The following is an 18,823-nucleotide window of genomic DNA, read 5'->3' as shown; positions in this document are numbered from 1 at the left end:
TAATTATGGAAACTCCCGGAAACGAACAATTTAGAGATAGTATTGGTACAATTGATGAATCTGGTAATCGTTCTTGGGTTTTTCCTAAAAAGCCTAGCGGTATATTTTATAAGTACAGAACGTATGTTAGTTACTTTTTATTAGTTTTTTTATTATCTGCTCCGTTTATAAAAATTAATGGAAATCAATTTTTACTATTTAATGTTATAGAACGTAAATTTAATATTTTCGGATTTCCGTTTTGGCCACAAGATTTTTACTTATTGGTAATTTCAATGATAATTGGTGTTGTTTTTATCATTTTATTTACAGTAATTTTCGGACGTATTTTCTGTGGATGGATTTGTCCGCAAACCATTTTTTTAGAAATGGTTTTTAGAAAAATTGAGTATTTGATTGATGGAGATAGGGGGAAACAAATTCGTTTAGATAAACAACCTTGGAATGCAGAAAAGATTAAAAAAAGACTCTTAAAGTGGTTTATTTTCTTTGTGATCTCTTTTATTATTGCAAACGTATTTTTAGCCTATTTAATAGGAGGCGATACACTTATAAGTTACATAACAGGTAATCCTTTTGATAATGTTAGTACCCTTATTTCATTAACAATTTTTACATGTGTTTTCTATTTTATTTTTGCTTGGTTTAGAGAGCAAGTATGTATTATTGCTTGTCCTTATGGTAGGTTACAAGGAGTTTTATTAGATAATAAAACGATAAATGTTGCTTATGATTATAAACGAGGAGAAAGAGAAGAGGGGAGATCTAAATTTAAGAAAAATGAAGATAGAGAAGCTATCGGAAAAGGAGATTGTATCGATTGTAAACAATGTGTAGTTGTTTGTCCAACCGGAATAGATATTAGAAATGGTACACAGTTAGAATGCGTAAACTGTACAGCTTGTATAGATGAATGCGATCACATCATGGAAAGTGTTGGCTTGCCAAAAGGTTTAATCAGATATGAAAGCGAAGAAAATATAGAGAAAAAGAAACCATTTAAACTAAACGCAAGAATTAAAGGGTATTCTGCGGTTTTATTTATTTTAGTAGGTATTTTAATTGGAATGTTGTTTTTAAGGAATGATGTGGAGGCTACTATTTTAAGATTACCAGGACAGTTGTATCAGCATAAAGAAAACAATATTATAAGTAATGTTTATACTTTTAAAGTAATTAATAAAACTTCTAAAGAGATTAAAGATGTTAGTTATAAAATTCTTTCTCATAAAGGTGAAATTAAATTAGTTTCTAATCATAATTTTATTGTTCCTAAACAAGGTTTGGCAGAAGGAACTTTGTTTATAGAAATAAATTCAGCTGCTTTAGAAAAAGATAAAATTAAATTAGAAATTGGTGTTTTTAGTGGAGATAAACTAATAGAAACAACAATAACCAACTTTTTAGGACCAAGAAGTTATAAATAAAATAAGTGTGCAGTGTTCTGTCTCAGTTGGCAGTTAATCTACACGTATTTAAAAGTAGTGTAGGTATACATAAATTAAGATTTTGAATATTTTGTACAAGACAAAACTATAGGATTATGAAATTTAATTGGGGAACAGGTATTGTTATTGCAATTGTAGCTTTTATGAGTTTTATTTTATACATGGTAGTTACCATGAGTACAAGTAAATCGTTTAGTTATGATTTGGTTACAGAAAAATATTATGAACAAGAATTAGGTTTTCAAGATGAAATTAATGCCGAAAAAAATGCGCTAGAATTAAAAGAAAGAGTATTCATTCAAAGAACAGAAGAAGGTTTAAAAATAGAATTTCCTGCAGAGTTTTCTCCGAAGGAAATAAAAGGAAAAGTGTTCCTATATAGACCATCTAATAAACAATTAGATTTTGAAATACCTATTTCAATCTCTAATACATATTTGCTCGTGCCTGAGAAACGTTTATTAGATGGTCGTTGGAACATTAATGTATTTTTCAAATATAATAATAAAGAGTACTTAATAAAAAAAGAAATAGAATATTAATGTTTCTATCAGCAATTATATTTGGTTTATTAGGCAGTTTCCATTGCGTTGGCATGTGTGGACCAATTGCTTTTATGTTACCTATTGATAGAAAAAACAAAACAAAAGGCTTTTTTCAAATTTTAATTTATCATTTAGGAAGATTATTTAGCTATAGTTTAATAGGATTGTTATTTGGTTTTCTAGGAAAAGGGTTTTATTTCTTTGGGTTTCAACAACAACTCTCAATAATAGTTGGTGTTAGCATGATTTTGGTTATCATTTTTCCAAAGTTTTTCTCAAAAGTAAATTTTTCAAAAGGAATTAGTAAAGTCATTTTGAAAGTAAAAAATGCCTTAGGAAAAGAGTTGAAGAAAAAAAGAAACGATACTTTTTTTACCATTGGTTTTTTAAATGGATTTTTACCTTGTGGTTTAGTGTATATGGCTGTTTTTGGTGCTTTAGCAACAACAAATGCTTTTTCTGGTAGCTTATATATGTTTTTATTTGGTCTAGGCACAATTCCGCTAATGACTTCGGTTGTATATTTAGGTAATTTTACCAAAGGCGCTTTTAGAAAAAGAATAAAAAAAGCAATACCAGTTGTGGTTGTTTTTATAGGTGTCTTATTTGTTTTACGAGGTTTAGGGTTAGGAATTCCATATATTTCTCCTGCTCCAATGGTAGATTTAGTTACATCTAACAGTTCTTGTCATTAGTTTTTCTTTTTAAAATTGAATATCAACAGTATTTTATTTCTTAAAAAAGAGAGTAGGAACACTCTTAAATCTTTGAGTAGCAAATTATTTATTATAAGAAAAAAAGTATATATTTGGTAACTTAAGACTAATCTCCCTCCAATGAAATTAAATTACGTACGATTTTGCCTTCTATGTGTTTTCTTTTTTTCTGTTAAAAATTACGCACAAGAGACCTTACCGATTTATCAAGATTATTTATCGGATAATGTGTATTTGGTTCATCCATCTGCAGCAGGTATTGGTAACTCTAGTAAATTACGTTTTACGGCAAGGCAACAATGGGCGGGTATACCAGATGCTCCTTCTTTACAAACGTTAAGTTATCATACTAGGTTTGGAGAGGAAACGAATGCTGCATTTGGGGTTGTGCTATTTAATGATAAAAATGGATATCATTCTCAAAAAGGAATTCAAGGAACATATGCCTATCACTTACAATTAAGTGATGGTCATTTTTTTGAGCAACTTTCGTTTGGTTTATCATTTACTTTTGTTCAAAATCAATCAGACCAAAGGTCTTTTGAAAGTGATGATGTAGCTGCTATTGTTCAAAGTACAAGTTATTACAATTCAGATTTTGGAGCTGCCTACCATAGAGGTGGTTTTTCATCTTATTTTACGGTTAAAAATTTATTTTTAACAGCTAAAAATAATTTGAATATTCAAGAATCTTTAGACTTAAGAAACTATGTTTTTTCTGCAGGATATTATTATGATAAGTTTTATCATTTTCAATTAGAACCATCATTTATGTTGCAGTTAAAGGAAAGTACCGGACAACGTATAGCAGATTTTAATATAAAAGCCTACAAGACATTTAAAAAAACTCAGATGTGGGTAGCATTATCTTATAGAAGAAGTTTCGATTCAAATGCTATTAATAATGCTCAATTTATATCGCCAATAATTGGTTTAAATTATAAGAACCTACTATTTTCATATACGTATACAAACCAGTTAGAAAGTGTTGTTTTAACCAATACCTCCATTCAATAACTTAACGCAACAAATCTAAATTAATAGATTTGTAAAATGGAATTAAAAAAACATAGAAGATTAACTTTAAAAGAAAGAGTGATTATTCAGACACTTTTAATAGAAAAAAAGTCAAAATCATACATCGCTAAAAAACTAAAAAGAGCACCCTCAACAATTACAAGAGAAGTGAATAAATGGGTGCAGAAAAAGGAAGATAATTACGATGCTGAACTTGCTCATTGGTGTGTTAAAGAAGATTATTTAAACAAAAGAAACTTAGATAAAATAAGTACATATTCTCTACTTAAATTTTTTGTCTATAGAGGCCTTTTGTCAAACTGGACACCTGAACAAATTTCAGGAAGACTCAAAGAGCTGTATCCTAATGATCCAATAATGTCTATTTCTCACGAAGCTATTTATAGACATATTTACACAAGACCACAAGCACGTTTAAACAAAAAATTAATCAAACTATTAGTACGTAAAAAAACAAGACGTAGAACCCCTAAAAAAAGACGTGGTGGCGGATCTAAAATAATAAACCAAGTAAGTATTGACAATAGACCACAGCATATTGAACTTAGAAATGAAGTCGGACATTGGGAAGGTGATTTAGTCATTGGAAAGAACCATAAAAGCGCTATTGGAACTATAGTAGAACGCAAAACTAGATTTACTTTAATTGTAAAATTAGAGTCCAAAAAAGCAGGTGAAGTAGCCAATGAGTTTTCTAAAATATTAAACAAATTAAATCCTATTTATAAAAAAACAATGACTTACGACAACGGAATTGAAATGGCTAGACACGAAAAAATTACTCAAAATACGGGAATGAAAATATACTTTGCTCACCCCTATTCTTCCTGGGAAAGAGGAACAAATGAAAATACGAACGGACTCATTAGAAGGTATCTGCCAAAGGGAACTAATTTTAATGAAATTGACATTAATCAACTCCTAATTATTCAAGAAAAATTGAACAACAGACCTCGAAAAATTATTGGTTATAAAACACCTAAAGAAATGATGGATTTAGAACTTAAATTTGTAGCTTAGTAACATCAAAAAACATAAACGTTTTGTTGCGTTACAACATTGAATCCAAGATACAGGGTTTCATCAAATTACTTTAGGTATTAATTTATGGACAAAAGAAAAAACATGGCGTAGTATGCCTAATATTAATAATTCATTTATCGGTTTCTAAAATTCTTTTTCAGTAATTTTTAGGTTTTCGTCTTTGCTGGTCATTAATATTTCTAAGACATTTTTTTCTTTATTGATAAAAAATTGATGAAAACTTTTCTCTTTACATGAGTTTATTAATTTATGTTTTTCTAGAATATTTTTTGTTTGTTTAGCAACTGCTTCTCCAGAATCTATAATCTGAATTTTGTTACCAACAAGTTTTCTTATTTGTGGAATAAGGTAAGGGTAGTGTGTACAACCCAAAACTAAGCAATCTACGTTATCTTCTATTAAAGGATTAATGTAGGTTGATAATAAGGATGTCATCTCTTTAGAATGTAACTTTCCGCCTTCAATTAGCTCAACCAAACCTTTGCCAATAATTTCTTTACGGATTATTTTTTGATTGATAGTATGTGCTGTTTTTTCAAACAATTCACTGTTTAAAGTTCCTTTTGTTGCAAGTATGCCAATTTTATTTGTTTTGGTATGTAAAGCAGCTGTTTTTATTGCGGGTTCTATGCCTATAAACGGAATGTTATATTTTTTTCTTAATACTTTAATGGCATTTGTAGTTGCAGTATTGCAAGCAACAATTATTATTTTACAATTTTGTGCTAATAAGAATTCGGTATTTTTAATAGATAAATTAATAATATCTTGTTTGCTTTTTTCACCGTATGGGGCATTTTTACTGTCCGAAAGATAAATAGTATTCTCTTGTGGTAAGAGTGTGTTAATTTCTTTCCATATAGAAGTTCCCCCAACACCAGAATCGAATATACCAATAGGAAATTTGTTGTTATTTACCATGTTTGTAAAAATAAAAAAACCTACTGAATATCAGTAGGTTTTAGTTTGTAATATTAAAAGCTTTTAATTAGAAACCTAATTTAGCTTTTACATCATTGTATAAATCTTGTCCTTTTTTAACAAGTAAACCTTTACCTACAGAAGCATCTAATACATATAAAACACTTTTAGAAGCAGCTACAGCATCAATAGCATTTTGAGCTTTTTCTATAATTGGCTGTAAACCTTCATTTTGTTTTTTCTGCATGTCTTGATAAGCAAATCTTCTTGCTTGTTCAATTTTTGCAGCTTCTTGTTGTAATTCTTGAGCTCTTTTATCATTAGTCTCATTGGTTTGTCCTTTAGATTCTGCAACATATTTTTGTCTAGTCGCTTCAATCTTTTTTTCCATACCAGTAATCTCGTCTTGATAAGTTTTACCAAGCTTTTCCATGTCTAATTTAAGAGTTTTTGTCTGTGGCATTTCTGCTACTAATTTTTCAAAGTCTATGTGACCTATCTTTTGTGCATTTGCAACACCAGCTAATCCTAAAGTAAATACAGCAATTAATAGTAACGTTTTTAAATTTTTCATTCTTGTTTTAATTTAATTATTATTCTTGTTCTTTTTTTTCTTGTTCTTTTTTCTTTCTCAATGCTTCTTTCTTATCTCTAAGCAATTGTCTTTTTTCTTCTCTTTGTTGTAAGAGCTTTTCTCTCTTTTCTGCAATTAGTTTCTTTTTAGCTTCAATATCTGCAATCTTCTTTGCATTTGCGGCTTCTTTTTTACTAATAGCTTCTTTTTGTCTATCCGTTAAACCTTTTTCGGGAGCTAAAAGTTTCTCTTGTCTTTTTCTATCTTTTTCATCGATTAATCTACTTCGGTCTATAGTTGCTAAAACAAGGTCGCTAATATCGTATTTTTTATTTGAATATAGCATAACCAAGTCGGTAGATTTATCAAAAACGAAGTCATATTTTTTTCTTTTAGAAATACTTTGAATAGCGTTGTAAACTTGGTCTTGAATTGGTTTAACCAATTGTTTCCTCACAGAAAACATATCTCCCTTAGGACCAAAGTATAAAGATTCTAATCTTCGTAATTCTACTTGTTTTAAACTAATTTCTTCTTCTTTTTCTTCAATTAGATCTTTAGTTAGAATTGCTTTTTCGTTAGCTAAATCTGTTTTTAAAACTTCAATATGTCTCTCTTGATCATCTAATTTTTTTCTCCATTTTGCAATTTTTGCTTCAAGAGTGTTTTGAGCTTCTAAATATTCTGGAACATTTTCTAGAATATACTCCATATCTATATAAGCAATTAATTGATTTCTTTGAGACCAAGAAATACTAGCACTAAGTATAAGAACGACTAATAAAAATATTTTTTTCATTTGTATAATGTATTTAGAAAAAACCGTGCCAAAAAAACTTTTTCATTACAAAGTTACCGTTTTCTTAGAATTGTTTTCCAATTATAAAGTGTGTTTGCCAACCAGATTTTACCGTTTGTCCAGGTAATGGGTCAAAACCATGTGCAAAGTCAATTCCCAATAGACCAAATGCAGGCATAAAAATTCTTACACCAACTCCTGCTGAACGTTTTAATTCAAACGGATTAAATTCTTGAAAATTGTCATAAGAGTTTCCTGCTTCTAAGAATCCTAGAGTGTATATAGATGCAGACGGAGCGTCGGTTATAGAATAACGTAGTTCTAGCTGAAATTTATTATAAATTGTTCCTCCAAAATTTGATGAAAGACCACTGTTTTCGTAACCTCTTAAGCCTACTGTTTCCCTACCATCTAATTGATAAGCTGCAATACCATCTCCACCAACAAAGTAGCGTTCTACAGGTGTTGCACCAAGGTCTTCATTGTAAGATCCTAAATACCCCATTTCTGCATTGGTCATTAATACTAATTTATCGGTAAAAGAGGTATACCATTTACCTTTAGCATTAAATTTATAATATTCTAACCATTTGTACCTTTCTAAATCTGATAAATTAGGGTCAGTATAGTCTTTTTTGTCAACTAAAGAATATGGAAAAGTTGCTTTAAAGCCAACTGAAAATTCAGAACCATAGGTTGGGAAAATTAAACTTGGACCTGCTGAGTTTCTTGATAAATTTAAATTATAAGATAAGTTATTTAAAGTTCCATTATTAAGGTTTATTCCTGCTAATCCAAAATTATAATCGTTAGATTTTAATGCTTGGTAGCTTATGGTTTGTGATAATTGAAAATAGTCATCTGGCCATTTTAAACGTTGTCCTAGTCCTAAAGAAAGTCCAATGATAGATAAACTTTTACTTTTATCTACGTCAAAAGTTGTAAAATCTAATTGATATTGATTTGATGAATATACAGAAAAAGATAAAGATTTTGGTTTTTTACCGCCTAACCATGGTTCTGTAAATGAAAAACTATAGGTACTATAAGTTCTACTGGTTTGTAGTCTTAATGCTAATGTTTGCCCATCTCCCATAGGTAAAGGTTTGTAAGCCTCTTTGTTAAAGATATTTTTAATAGAGAAGTTGTTAAAAGATAAACCTAAAGTTCCTATAAAAGAACCACCACCATAACCACCCTGTAGTTCTATTTGACTTCCTCCTTTTTCTACAACAGTAAAGTCTATATCTGCTGTTTTATTTTGGTAATCAGGAACAACATCAGGAGTAACATTAGCGTCAAAGAAACCTAATTGACCAATTTCTCTAATAGATCTAATAATAGCACTTCTGCTAAATAAATCTCCTGGTTTTACACGTAATTCTCTAAATAAAACGTGATCATTTGTTTTATCGTTTCCAGAAACAGTTACTTTTTTAATACGTGCCTTCTCATCTTCTCTAATTCTAATTTCTACGGTAATAGAATCGTTTTTTACTCTTGTTTCTACTGCATTAACAGAAGAGAATAAAAAACCGTTATCTTGGTATAATGTAGAAATATCTTGAGAAGTTGGGCTACCATCACCTTTAATACGCTCTTCTAAAACGGCACCGTTATACACATCTCCTTTTTCAATTTTTAAATATCTTTGAAGTTGTTCTGCGGTATACTCTTTATTACCAACAAATAATATTTCTGCAAATCTGTATTGTCTACCTTCTTCAAGCTCTAGATTAATGTTGATTGTATTGTCATCATTCCAGCTAATTTTATCGCTAAGAATACGTGCATCTCTATAACCTAATCTACTGTACTTGTCTAAGATGCTTTCTAAATCTTCTTGATAATCTTCTTCAATATATTTAGAACCTTTCCAAAAACGACCAAAGAATTTTTCTTTGGTATTTTTCATCGCTTTTTTTAATTTTTTATTAGAAAGCGCTTTATTACCTGTAAATAGAATGTCTTTAATTTTAATTTTTTTCCCTTTATCAATAAAAATAGCCATGTTAACGATGTTAACGTCAGAGGTATCTTTTTTAACATCTAAATTAACTTTAGTTTTTAGAAAACCTTTATCTGTATATTTTTTTGTGAAGTAATTTTTAGAGGTTACAATAAGGTTATCTGTAACCATGGCACCTTTTTTAAGCTCAGCATCTTTTTTAAGTTCTTTTGCTTTCCCTTTTTTAATACCTGTAATAGTAATATTATTTAATTGAGGTAATTCTAAAACATCAAACTGAAGATATACTGTATTTCCATCTAGTCTTGCAAGATAAACGTCTACATTACTAAACTGTTTACTTTCGTATAGTTTCTTTATGGCACTTGTAAGTTTGTCTCCTGGTAGTTTAATGGGTTGCCCATTTCTTAACCCCGTAAAAACCCTAACAGTTTCTTCACTAAACTTTTTTAAACCAGTAACACTAATGCTTCCTAGAATATATTCTTTCCCTTTTTCAAAGGAAGTGTTTTTAGTAGAAGTTGTATCTTTTTTTACAATTGATAAACTATCTATCTCAGTTTGTGCGTTGGCACTAAAAGTAAAAAATAATGCTATTAGCATTATTGTAGCAGAAAATAATTTCATAAAAAATTTATTCTGTAATTTGTTCGCTTGTTTTTCCAAATCTTCGTTCTCTATTCTGATAATCTATGATTGCATCGTAAAAATGCTCTTCTCTAAAATCTGGCCAAAGTATATCTGTAAAATATAATTCGGCATATGCCATTTGCCATAATAAGAAATTACTAATGCGTTGTTCTCCACTAGTTCTTATCATTAAGTCAACGTCGGGCAAATTAAACGTATATAAATGGTTATTTATAGTATTTTCATCAATTTCTTCAATATTTAGCTCATTATTAACAACTTTTTTGGATATGTTTTTAATAGTGTTAACAATTTCTTCTCTAGAACCGTAGCTTAAAGCAAAAGTTAAAACGATATCTGTATTGTTTTTTGTTTGAGAAATAACATCGGCCAAAACACTTTGTGCTTTTTTTGGTAAGCTACTAATTAGACCTATCGCATTTACTCTTACTCCGTTTTTTAGAAAACCAGGTAATTCTTTTTTTAATGAATTAATAAGTAAACTCATTAAAGCATCTACTTCTAATTTAGGACGGTTCCAGTTTTCTGTAGAAAAAGCATATAAAGTAATTGCTTCAACATTTATTTGAGAAGCTGCACTTACAGATTCTCTTACAGCTGTTAAGGCGTTTCTATGACCAAAAATTCTATTCATCCCTTTACCTTTGGCCCAACGACCATTACCATCCATTATAATGGCAACATGTTTAGGCGTTCTTTGTAAGTCGATAAGTAATTTTTTATCCATAGTTTTTTATAATCCGTTAGTATAACAAGCTGGTCTTCCAAAAGTATAAATTAAAGAAACTCCAGTAAACATATACCAGTCATTTCCGTCTCCTTTTAAATTTCTTCTGTCAATATCGCTTAAACCTGTTGGCATGTTGTTTGTAGAATCGTAAAACTCACCATCTAAATCATCTTTAAAGGTGTATCTAAATTTTGCTTCTATAGCAAATGCTAAAGTACCGTATAATTTAGACTTATATCCAATACCAAAAGGTATTGCATACGAAGTTTTGTTTGTGTTTCTATATTCACCAGGGGTTGCAGGGTTCTCTTCTGCTGAGTTGTAATTAAATGAAGCTAATTCTAGAAGTAGGTAAGGTGTCCATGTTTTATCATCTGAGGATAATTCATATTCATAAAAATTAAATTCTAAACCAACAGCTAGTTCATTAATCGTGTTAGAGAAATGTAAGTCTCTGTCTTTTCTATATCCAATATCTGCATTTGCATCATCTCCAGAGATAGGTAAGTAGCTGTATGTTGCTCTTAATGCAATTCTAGGGTTCCAATTGTATTTGTAAAACAAGGCTCCAGCAGGTTTATTTGGCGAGAAATAGTAGTTTTTACCAATGTCTCCAACATAGTTTGTTCCTCCTAAAGAGAGGCCTACTTCGTGAAGCTGCCCCAAGAATATAGAGGTGAAACTCACAAATACAAAAAATAAGATTCTTTTTTTCATTCTAAAAATAGTGGGCAAATATAGAGATTTCAAATTGCTTTATAAAGTTTATATATAGTCTTTTTTGAATAACTACTTTTTTAAAGAAATATTGTAAGCAGTACGTTAAACATTTGTTTTGTTTCTAATGTCTTCTCCCCACAATAGTTTACTTCTTAATGTCTTTAAAAAAGATTGATTTTTTGGTAAAATACTTTTTATAGTGAAGTCTGTTTTTTCTATAAAAATTTTAGTGTTATTTGGTACACTAGAAACTCTAGAATCTAATGATATTAAAAAGCTCTTTTCTCTAGAATCTACTTTTAACTCTACTTTAGTTTCGTCAGATATTACCATGGGTCTTGCATTTAAATTATGCGGGGCAATAGGAGTAATCACTAAATTTTTAGAATCGGGTAAAATTACGGGGCCGTTACAACTTAAAGAATAGCCTGTAGAGCCTGTTGGAGTAGAAATTATTAAGCCATCTGCCCAATAGTTTGTAAGATATTCGCCATTTAAATATGTTTTTACACCAATCATAGAAGTGGTGTTTTTCTTAGCAATGGTAACTTCGTTTAAGGCAAAGTTAAGCTCTGTAAAATCTTTAGTTTTTGGCTCTGTTCTTATAGAAACAAGGGTTCTTTCTTGAATTGTATAGTCACCCTTAATTACTAATTTAATACTTTCTTCAATAAGATCTTTAGACACAATCGCTAAAAAACCTAGTCTCCCCGTATTTATTCCTAAAATAGGGATGTCTAAATTTCTAATGTGTGTAACAGATCGTAAAAAGGTTCCATCACCACCAAGGGTAAACATAATATCGAAAGAACTGTCTAAATCGTTAAAACATGCAAAAGATTTATAAACATCTTCTAAAACATTACTTTCTGTTAAAAGAGTATAAAACTCCTGTTCAATATAGAAATCAACCTTATTTTTTTCTAAAACGTGTAATAAAGTTTTAATTTCTTTATCTGATGAAATGGCATAAGATTGACCGTAAATTGCTGCTTTTTTCACTTTTTTGTTTTTTAAGTATATGCTCCTTTTAAAGGATTACATTTCTAGATATTTTTGTAAATATTCAGACCTACTCTTTAAATCTTCTAGATAAATATCATTTTCGTGCATAGATATAATTTTATAATCATATCTTCTAAGAGTTTGCATTATTTCGTTTATTTCATCAGAAATTACTTTCACTGTAATTTGAATTGTATCTGCTTTTTTTTCTGAAATATACAAGCCTAATAATTTGCCGCCACTTGCTTCAATAATTTGAACCACCTGACTCATAGAATAATCATTATTAAGTTTTTCTATGATTATAGTCTCGCTTTCTTCAATCATAAAAGGACTTGTAGAAAAAACGTCTAAAACATCACGCAAATCAAAATAGCCAACATACTCTTTTTGTTCATTTAAAACAGGGATAATATTGGTGTCATTATCAGCAAAAATCTTTAACAATTCTAAAATAGTTGCTTTATCATCCGCAAAAAAAGAATTTAATAAATGAGATGATTTAACTAATTCCTCTTCATTGTTTTCTATGGTTTGTATGTCATCTTCTGCAAAAGAACCTAATAATTTGTTGTCCTCAATAACAGGAAAATGTGTGATAGGGTAGTTTTTAAACACTTTTTGAGCCTTTTTTACGGCATCTTTTAAGCGAAGTGGTGTTATTTCTTTTAATATATAGTCGTTCATATTCATGCTTTACGAATATAGGATAAAATGATTTAATAAATTATATTTGCAGCCTAATTTTAGACAATGACAAAGTTAAGTGTAAATATTAATAAAATAGCAACTTTAAGAAATTCTCGTGGCGGAAACGTACCTAATTTATTAACAGTTGCCAGCGATATTGAAGGGTTTGGTGCTCAGGGAATTACAATTCACCCAAGACCAGATGAAAGACATATCCGTTATCAAGATGCTAGAGATTTAAAAAATATTGTTACTACAGAGTATAATATTGAAGGAAATCCTATAAAATCTTTTATGGATTTGGTGTTAGAGGTTAAGCCAACGCAAGTTACTTTGGTACCAGATGCTTTAGATGCAATTACCTCTAATGCAGGTTGGGATACAATTACACATCAATCTTTTTTACAAGAGGTAATTAAAGAGTTTCAACAAAACGGAATTAGAACGTCAATTTTTATTGATACGGATGCTAAGTTAATTGAAGCTGCCGCTAAGACAGGCGCTGATAGAGTTGAATTGTATACAGAAGATTTTGCAACACAATTCGATTTAGGAAATTTTGATGCTATAAAACCTTATACAGAAGCTGCTGTTTTAGCAGATAAATTAGGATTGGGAATTAATGCTGGGCACGATTTAAGCTTAGATAATATTAAGTTTTTTAAGGAGAATATTCCTAATTTAGCTGAAGTTTCTATTGGGCATGCGCTAATTGCAGAGAGCTTATACTTAGGTTTAGAAAATGTTGTAAATATGTATTTACATCGACTAAAATAGTAGGCAATATTTAGTAGAAATGTCTCCTCGAGCGCAGTCGAGAGGTTCATTTAGGTTTCGACTGCGCTCGACCTGACAAAACCCAATAATCTAAAATGTCAAATAACTTAATATTACATTCAACCATAAAAGGAGAAGGAAAACCGTTGTTAATTTTACATGGTTATTTTGGAATGTCTGATAACTGGAAAACTTTAGGAAATCAGTTTTCTGAAGATTATCAAGTTCATTTAATTGATCAAAGAAATCACGGACGTAGTTTTCATGAAGACGAATTTAATTATGAAGTTTTAGTTGAAGATCTATACGCTTACATACAACATTACCAATTAGAGCAAGTACATATTATAGGGCATTCTATGGGCGGAAAAACAGCAATGTTGTTTGCTGTTACGTATCCTAATTTGGTTGATAAATTAATTATTGTAGATATTTCTCCAAGACAATATCAGCCACATCATAATGCAATTTTAGCAGGTTTAAATTCTATTGATTTTTCTGTAGAAAATTCTAGAAGTAAGGTTGATAAAAAACTAGCAACGTTAATTCCAGAATTAGGTGTACGTCAGTTTTTATTAAAAAATGTGTATTGGAAAGAAAAAGGACAATTAGCTTTTAGATTCAATTTAGAATCTTTAACCGATAATAATATAGAAATAGGAGAGGCGTTGCCTTCTTTTACTGTTTTTGAAAAAGATACCTTGTTTTTAAAAGGAGAAAACTCTAATTACATTACCCAAGATGAAGAAGCAATTATAGAAGCGCATTTTCCGAATTCTAAAATTGTAGAAATTAAAAAAGCAGGTCATTGGTTACATGCAGAAAATCCAAAACAATTTTACAATGAAGTTTCTACTTTTTTAAAGTAAAATAAAGGATTTATTGAATAAAATATAAAGAGATTGAAAGCTAAAGTTAGTTTTCAATCTCTTTTTTGCATTATAATAACGCTAGTTATTTATGATATTCTTAATTAAAAAAAAGATAATAGTTGTATTATTTCTTTTGATGTTTTTTTGAAACACGAACGTATTACCTACACGAATGTCTGTTTGTTTTTAAAATTTATTAAACGCTGTTTTTATTTTTTGGGTTTATAAATAAATTATTTTATGTAAGATAATAGTATCTTTGGCGCTTTAATTTTAAGAAAAATGAAGAAACTATTATTATTTGCACTATTACTATTTTTTTATAGTTTTACGTATTCTCAAAATAAACCCATCAATCTAAACCTTAAAAAGGATAGAGATTTATGGCAAAAACTTACCTACGATTTAGGTAATATGGCTGGCGGAATGGGGTATGCTTACAGCAGACCTTTACATTGGAAAGGAAAACAATTAAACAATTTAGCCTATGTGGCAGCAGGAACTTCTGCTTTGTATTTGGTGGATGATCATATTGATAATTGGGCAAATAATTGGCGAGGAGATGTACCGCGTTGGTTGGTCGATTACGGTAATGAATACGGAAGTCCGAATAATAATTTTATGATAACCGGAGCTGTTTATTTAACAGGTTTAATTTCTGATAATCCAAAATTAAGAAGAACAGGTGTACTTTTAATTTCTTCTGCATCTGCATCTGGATTGTTACAACAGATTTCTAAAAGAATTGTTGGTCGTGCAAGACCGAAAGCAGATGTTGGTAAAGGAACTTTTGATCCTTTACATTTTGACAGGGTTTTTAATTATGATTCTTTTCCTTCTGGTCACGTAATGTTAGGTTTTACAAATGCATATATTCTTGCAAAACATTTTGATAGCCCTTGGATAAAGGCAGGATTATATACTGTAGGTTCAATACCTGGTTTTGCTAGAATTGTAGATCGTTTTCACTGGGTTTCTGATGTTGTTTTCTCTACCGCTTTAAGTATTTTTATTGTAGAAGCAATCGATAGATATTTAGATACAAAATACGATCAGAAGTATAACGACAAAGGTCAAAAGAAAAAAATTGCTTGGGATATACAATTTACACCACAAAGTTTTGGTATTGTAATGAACTTTTAGAAGTTAATTAATCTTATTTTAATTGACTTACCATCATAAAAAACGATTTTGATAGCTACTATCAAAACCGTTTTTATTTTATATAATTGTAAGTTGTGTTTGCTTATTTTACATCAAATCGATCAGCATTCATTACTTTAGTCCACGCTTTTACAAAATCTTTTACAAATTTTTCTTTGTTGTCATCTTGTGCATAAACTTCTGCATACGAACGTAAAATAGAGTTAGAACCAAACACAAGATCTACACGTGTTGCAGTCCATTTTACAGTACCTGTTTTACGATCACAAATATTGTAAAGTCCGTTTTCTGTTGGTTTCCAAGTATTATCCATGTCCGTTAAGTTTACAAAGAAATCGTTAGTTAATACTCCAGGTCTGTCTGTAAAAACACCATGTTTTGTATGGTTGTAGTTAGTGTCTAACATTCTCATACCACCAATAAGTACGGTCATTTCTGGGGCTGTTAATCCCATTAATTGTGTTCTGTCTAACAGTAATTCCTCTGTACTTACCACGTAATCTTTTTTGCTATAATTTCTATATCCATCAGCCAAAGGCTCTAAAGGATCAAAAGATTCAGCATCTGTCATTTCATCCGTAGCATCTCCACGACCTGGTGTAAAAGGAACTATTGTTTCTAAACCAGCAGCTTTTATTGCTTGTTCTAAACCAACATTACCTGCTAAAACAATTACATCTGCAATACTAATTTTAAATTGAGCAGCAATTGTTTCTAAGATTGATAAAACATGTGCTAAACGTTTTGGCTCGTTTCCTTCCCAATCTTTTTGAGGAGCTAAACGAATTCTTGCACCATTGGCACCACCACGCATGTCCGATCCACGATATGTACGTGCACTATCCCAAGCGGTAGCAATCATTTCTGAATTTGATAAACCTGATATTGCAATTTTTTCTTTTACAGCCGTTACATCATAATCTGTAGTTCCTGCAGGAATTGGATCTTGCCAAATTAAATCTTCTTTAGGTACATCTGCACCAAAGTAGTTTGCTTTTGGTCCTAAATCTCTGTGTGTTAATTTAAACCAAGCACGTGCAAAAGTATCTGAAAAATAGTCTTGATCGTTCATGAATTTTAAAGAGATATCCTTGTAAATAGGATCCATTTTCATGGCCATATCAGCATCGGTCATCATTGGGTTATGACGGATACTAGCATCTTCTACATCTACAGGTTTGTCTTCATCTTTAATTGCTAAAGGTTCCCATTGCAAAGCACCTGCCGGACTTTTAACTAATTCCCATTCATGGTTAAATAACATTTCAAAAAAACCACCATCCCATTTGGTTGGGTTCGTTGTCCATGCGCCTTCCAGCCCACTTGTTACAGTATATTTTCCTTTTCCAGATTTGTTAGGGTTGTGCCAACCTAAACCTTGTTCTTCTATGTTTGCAGCTTCAGGTTCTGCACCTAAAATACTAGCATCTCCATTACCATGTGTTTTTCCAACGGTATGTCCACCTGCTGTTAAAGCAACGGTTTCTTCATCATTCATTGCCATACGTGCAAATGTTTCACGTATTTGAGCAGCTGTTTTTAAAGGATCTGGTTTTCCATTAACGCCTTCTGGGTTTACGTAAATAAGTCCCATTTGTACTGCAGCCAATGGGTTTTCCATAGTATCTGGCTTGTCTACATTAGCATAACGTTCATCACTTGGAGCTAACCATTCTTTTTCGGCTCCCCAATAGGTGTCTTTTTCTGGATGCCAAATATCTGGACGACCAAAAGCAAAACCAAACGTTTTTAATCCCATATTTTCATAAGCAATAGTACCTGCCAGCACAATTAAATCTGCCCAACTTACTTTATTTCCATATTTTTTCTTGATAGGCCATAATAAACGTCTTGCCTTGTCTAAACTAGCATTGTCTGGCCAAGAGTTTAATGGAGCAAATCGCTGACTACCAGAGCCTGCGCCACCACGACCGTCAGACGTACGGTAAGATCCAGCAGAATGCCATGATAAACGAATCATTAACCCTCCGTAATGTCCCCAATCTGCAGGCCACCAATCTTGACTATCCGTCATAAGGGCATGCATATCTTTTTTTAAAGCTTCAGTATCTAATTTTTTTAATTCTTCATGATAATTAAAATCTTCTCCTAAAGGATTTGTTTTTGTATCATGTTGATGTAAAATATCAAGGTTTAATGCATTTGGCCACCAATCCATAACGTTAGATTTGGTAGACGTATTTGCGCCATGCATTACTGGGCATTTTCCTGCAGTTGCCTCTACTTTGTTTTCTTCAGCTTTATTTTGTTCTTGATGATATGGGCATTTACTTTCATCGTTAGATGAGTTTGTGTGTTGGTCGTTTTCCATTATAAATTAGGTTTTATGTTTTCTTGCTGTCAAAATTAATATAATTGTTACTTGTGTATTTCTTTATTTGATTTTCATATTTTATTTTGGTATAAATAAAATTGATTAAAACTAATTCATCGATAGATTTATTAGATTTGTAAATTTTATTGATCCCTACGAAGTTATTAGAATTTATGATTAGAAACAAACTAAATTACTTTAGAACGTTTATCTTTGAAATCTTAATTTTTTGAATCTATTAATACTAGTAAAATGAATATAGAAAACGCACAAAAACAAGTAGACGATTGGATTAAAGCTCATGGAGTTCGTTATTTTAATGAACTAACAAACATGGCGCAATTAACGGAAGAAGTTGGTGAGGTTGCCCGTATTATTGCAAGACGTTATGGGGAGCAAAGCGAAAAGGAATCTGATAAAAACAAGGATTTAGGAGAAGAATTGGCAGATGTACTATTTGTCGTTTTATGTTTGGCAAACCAAACAGGAATCAATTTGCAAGATGCTTTCGAAAAGAAATTAGATATTAAAACAAAACGTGATCACGATCGTCATCACAACAATCAAAAATTAAAATAATGAGTGTATTAGAAAAAATAAAGCAACCTCTTTTTTGGGTTAATTTTGCTAAAGTTGCAATTCCTTTCTTTATAATCGTTACTATAGTCTCTTTATTGATGGCTAGTTTTAGCGATATTTTTTCAGGAGACTTTACTAAAGTTGCAGAAACCAATTTTTTAAATGGAAAATGGAAAAACTTTTTTGGTTTTAAGGTTGTTTTTAGTGCTGTTTATGGTTTTTATATAACCAACAAAAAAATGTAGT

19 protein-coding genes are annotated in these 18,823 nt (G+C 30.6%); 10 read left to right on the top strand and 9 right to left on the bottom strand.

All coding sequences use genetic code 11. The features are described 5' to 3' along the window. Positions 1 to 5: 5 nt before the first annotated feature. From ccoG to GQR92_RS05660, 5 genes are all read left to right on the top strand, one after another. Complete coding sequence (ccoG, locus tag GQR92_RS05680; protein ID WP_158838209.1) at positions 6 to 1,427, top strand: cytochrome c oxidase accessory protein CcoG; 1,422 nt, start codon at positions 6 to 8, stop codon at positions 1,425 to 1,427. Positions 1,428 to 1,543: 116 nt separating this feature from the next. Next, positions 1,544 to 1,990, top strand: coding sequence for a FixH family protein (locus GQR92_RS05675; protein WP_158838208.1), 447 nt, complete (start codon positions 1,544 to 1,546; stop codon positions 1,988 to 1,990). Then, entirely contained in the window at positions 1,990 to 2,688 is a 699-nt protein-coding gene (locus tag GQR92_RS05670; protein WP_158838207.1) for a sulfite exporter TauE/SafE family protein, read from the top strand. The genes GQR92_RS05675 and GQR92_RS05670 overlap by 1 nt, the downstream gene beginning before the upstream one ends. Before the next feature lie 141 nt (positions 2,689 to 2,829). Next, positions 2,830 to 3,726: a PorP/SprF family type IX secretion system membrane protein gene (locus GQR92_RS05665; protein WP_158838206.1), complete on the top strand. Its 897-nt coding sequence runs from the start codon at positions 2,830 to 2,832 to the stop codon at positions 3,724 to 3,726. A 36-nt stretch (positions 3,727 to 3,762) separates the two neighbouring features. Then, positions 3,763 to 4,767: an IS30 family transposase gene (locus GQR92_RS05660; protein WP_158838205.1), complete on the top strand. Its 1,005-nt coding sequence runs from the start codon at positions 3,763 to 3,765 to the stop codon at positions 4,765 to 4,767. A gap of 147 nt (positions 4,768 to 4,914) precedes the next feature. Here the strand turns inward: GQR92_RS05660 and murI are convergent, their stop codons facing one another. From murI to GQR92_RS05620, 8 genes are all read right to left on the bottom strand, one after another. Beyond that, the gene (gene murI / locus GQR92_RS05655; protein WP_158838204.1) at positions 4,915 to 5,712 is read right to left on the bottom strand and encodes a glutamate racemase; all 798 of its coding nucleotides are present in this window, start codon (positions 5,710 to 5,712) and stop codon (positions 4,915 to 4,917) included. A 67-nt stretch (positions 5,713 to 5,779) separates the two neighbouring features. Beyond that, entirely contained in the window at positions 5,780 to 6,286 is a 507-nt protein-coding gene (locus GQR92_RS05650; RefSeq protein WP_158838203.1) for an OmpH family outer membrane protein, read from the bottom strand. A 19-nt stretch (positions 6,287 to 6,305) separates the two neighbouring features. After that, positions 6,306 to 7,085 (bottom strand): OmpH family outer membrane protein, encoded by a 780-nt coding sequence (locus GQR92_RS05645; protein WP_158838202.1) that lies wholly within the window; start codon positions 7,083 to 7,085, stop codon positions 6,306 to 6,308. 64 nt (positions 7,086 to 7,149) lie between these two features. Then, positions 7,150 to 9,681, bottom strand: coding sequence for an outer membrane protein assembly factor BamA (gene bamA / locus GQR92_RS05640; protein WP_158838201.1), 2,532 nt, complete (start codon positions 9,679 to 9,681; stop codon positions 7,150 to 7,152). Between the two features lie 7 nt (positions 9,682 to 9,688). Further along, positions 9,689 to 10,432 (bottom strand): isoprenyl transferase, encoded by a 744-nt coding sequence (locus GQR92_RS05635; RefSeq protein WP_158838200.1) that lies wholly within the window; start codon positions 10,430 to 10,432, stop codon positions 9,689 to 9,691. Positions 10,433 to 10,438: 6 nt separating this feature from the next. After that, positions 10,439 to 11,152, bottom strand: coding sequence for a DUF6089 family protein (locus GQR92_RS05630; protein ID WP_199269187.1), 714 nt, complete (start codon positions 11,150 to 11,152; stop codon positions 10,439 to 10,441). Between the two features lie 105 nt (positions 11,153 to 11,257). Next, positions 11,258 to 12,157, bottom strand: a complete 900-nt coding sequence (locus GQR92_RS05625; RefSeq protein WP_158838199.1) for an NAD kinase — start codon at positions 12,155 to 12,157, stop codon at positions 11,258 to 11,260. A gap of 36 nt (positions 12,158 to 12,193) precedes the next feature. Then, positions 12,194 to 12,847, bottom strand: coding sequence for a CBS domain-containing protein (locus GQR92_RS05620; protein WP_233270019.1), 654 nt, complete (start codon positions 12,845 to 12,847; stop codon positions 12,194 to 12,196). Between the two features lie 66 nt (positions 12,848 to 12,913). On the opposite strand from GQR92_RS05620, the gene GQR92_RS05615 reads away from it, so the two are divergent. The 3 genes from GQR92_RS05615 (at position 12,914) to GQR92_RS05605 (ending at position 15,642) form a co-directional block, all read left to right on the top strand. Then, positions 12,914 to 13,627, top strand: coding sequence for a pyridoxine 5'-phosphate synthase (locus GQR92_RS05615; protein ID WP_158838197.1), 714 nt, complete (start codon positions 12,914 to 12,916; stop codon positions 13,625 to 13,627). Between the two features lie 95 nt (positions 13,628 to 13,722). After that, a complete protein-coding gene (locus tag GQR92_RS05610; protein WP_158838196.1) occupies positions 13,723 to 14,496 on the top strand; it encodes an alpha/beta fold hydrolase in 774 nt (257 codons plus the stop codon). A gap of 285 nt (positions 14,497 to 14,781) precedes the next feature. Next, positions 14,782 to 15,642, top strand: a complete 861-nt coding sequence (locus tag GQR92_RS05605; RefSeq protein ID WP_158838195.1) for a phosphatase PAP2 family protein — start codon at positions 14,782 to 14,784, stop codon at positions 15,640 to 15,642. 103 nt (positions 15,643 to 15,745) lie between these two features. Here GQR92_RS05605 and katG read toward each other — a convergent pair whose 3' ends face one another. Continuing rightward, on the bottom strand, positions 15,746 to 17,995 hold the full coding sequence (gene katG, locus GQR92_RS05600) for a catalase/peroxidase HPI (RefSeq protein WP_158838194.1): 2,250 nt from the start codon (positions 17,993 to 17,995) through the stop codon (positions 15,746 to 15,748). 255 nt (positions 17,996 to 18,250) lie between these two features. On the opposite strand from katG, the gene GQR92_RS05595 reads away from it, so the two are divergent. Continuing rightward, a complete protein-coding gene (locus GQR92_RS05595) occupies positions 18,251 to 18,577 on the top strand; it encodes a nucleotide pyrophosphohydrolase (protein WP_158838193.1) in 327 nt (108 codons plus the stop codon). Further along, complete coding sequence (locus GQR92_RS05590) at positions 18,577 to 18,822, top strand: hypothetical protein (protein ID WP_158838192.1); 246 nt, start codon at positions 18,577 to 18,579, stop codon at positions 18,820 to 18,822. Before GQR92_RS05595 ends, GQR92_RS05590 begins: the two co-directional genes overlap by 1 nt. Position 18,823 lies beyond the last annotated feature (1 nt).

This window comes from Polaribacter sp. L3A8, from assembly GCF_009796785.1.
In the GTDB taxonomy this organism is placed as follows: domain Bacteria; phylum Bacteroidota; class Bacteroidia; order Flavobacteriales; family Flavobacteriaceae; genus Polaribacter.
The sequence above is the reverse complement of the archived record's forward strand: the minus strand, read 5'-3'. Positions and strand labels throughout refer to the sequence as shown.

Excerpts from the sequence above, each read along its gene's own strand:
- ccoG (WP_158838209.1), top strand. The coding sequence starts at position 6 with ATGGAAACTCCCGGAAACGAACAATTTAGAGATAGTATTGGTACAATT.
- GQR92_RS05675 (WP_158838208.1), top strand. The coding sequence starts at position 1,544 with ATGAAATTTAATTGGGGAACAGGTATTGTTATTGCAATTGTAGCTTTT.
- GQR92_RS05670 (WP_158838207.1), top strand. The coding sequence starts at position 1,990 with ATGTTTCTATCAGCAATTATATTTGGTTTATTAGGCAGTTTCCATTGC.
- GQR92_RS05665 (WP_158838206.1), top strand. The coding sequence starts at position 2,830 with ATGAAATTAAATTACGTACGATTTTGCCTTCTATGTGTTTTCTTTTTT.
- GQR92_RS05660 (WP_158838205.1), top strand. The coding sequence starts at position 3,763 with ATGGAATTAAAAAAACATAGAAGATTAACTTTAAAAGAAAGAGTGATT.
- murI (WP_158838204.1), bottom strand. The coding sequence starts at position 5,712 with ATGGTAAATAACAACAAATTTCCTATTGGTATATTCGATTCTGGTGTT.
- GQR92_RS05650 (WP_158838203.1), bottom strand. The coding sequence starts at position 6,286 with ATGAAAAATTTAAAAACGTTACTATTAATTGCTGTATTTACTTTAGGA.
- GQR92_RS05645 (WP_158838202.1), bottom strand. The coding sequence starts at position 7,085 with ATGAAAAAAATATTTTTATTAGTCGTTCTTATACTTAGTGCTAGTATT.
- bamA (WP_158838201.1), bottom strand. The coding sequence starts at position 9,681 with ATGAAATTATTTTCTGCTACAATAATGCTAATAGCATTATTTTTTACT.
- GQR92_RS05635 (WP_158838200.1), bottom strand. The coding sequence starts at position 10,432 with ATGGATAAAAAATTACTTATCGACTTACAAAGAACGCCTAAACATGTT.
- GQR92_RS05630 (WP_199269187.1), bottom strand. The coding sequence starts at position 11,152 with ATGAAAAAAAGAATCTTATTTTTTGTATTTGTGAGTTTCACCTCTATA.
- GQR92_RS05620 (WP_233270019.1), bottom strand. The coding sequence starts at position 12,847 with ATGAACGACTATATATTAAAAGAAATAACACCACTTCGCTTAAAAGAT.
- GQR92_RS05615 (WP_158838197.1), top strand. The coding sequence starts at position 12,914 with ATGACAAAGTTAAGTGTAAATATTAATAAAATAGCAACTTTAAGAAAT.
- GQR92_RS05610 (WP_158838196.1), top strand. The coding sequence starts at position 13,723 with ATGTCAAATAACTTAATATTACATTCAACCATAAAAGGAGAAGGAAAA.
- GQR92_RS05605 (WP_158838195.1), top strand. The coding sequence starts at position 14,782 with ATGAAGAAACTATTATTATTTGCACTATTACTATTTTTTTATAGTTTT.
- katG (WP_158838194.1), bottom strand. The coding sequence starts at position 17,995 with ATGGAAAACGACCAACACACAAACTCATCTAACGATGAAAGTAAATGC.
- GQR92_RS05595 (WP_158838193.1), top strand. The coding sequence starts at position 18,251 with ATGAATATAGAAAACGCACAAAAACAAGTAGACGATTGGATTAAAGCT.
- GQR92_RS05590 (WP_158838192.1), top strand. The coding sequence starts at position 18,577 with ATGAGTGTATTAGAAAAAATAAAGCAACCTCTTTTTTGGGTTAATTTT.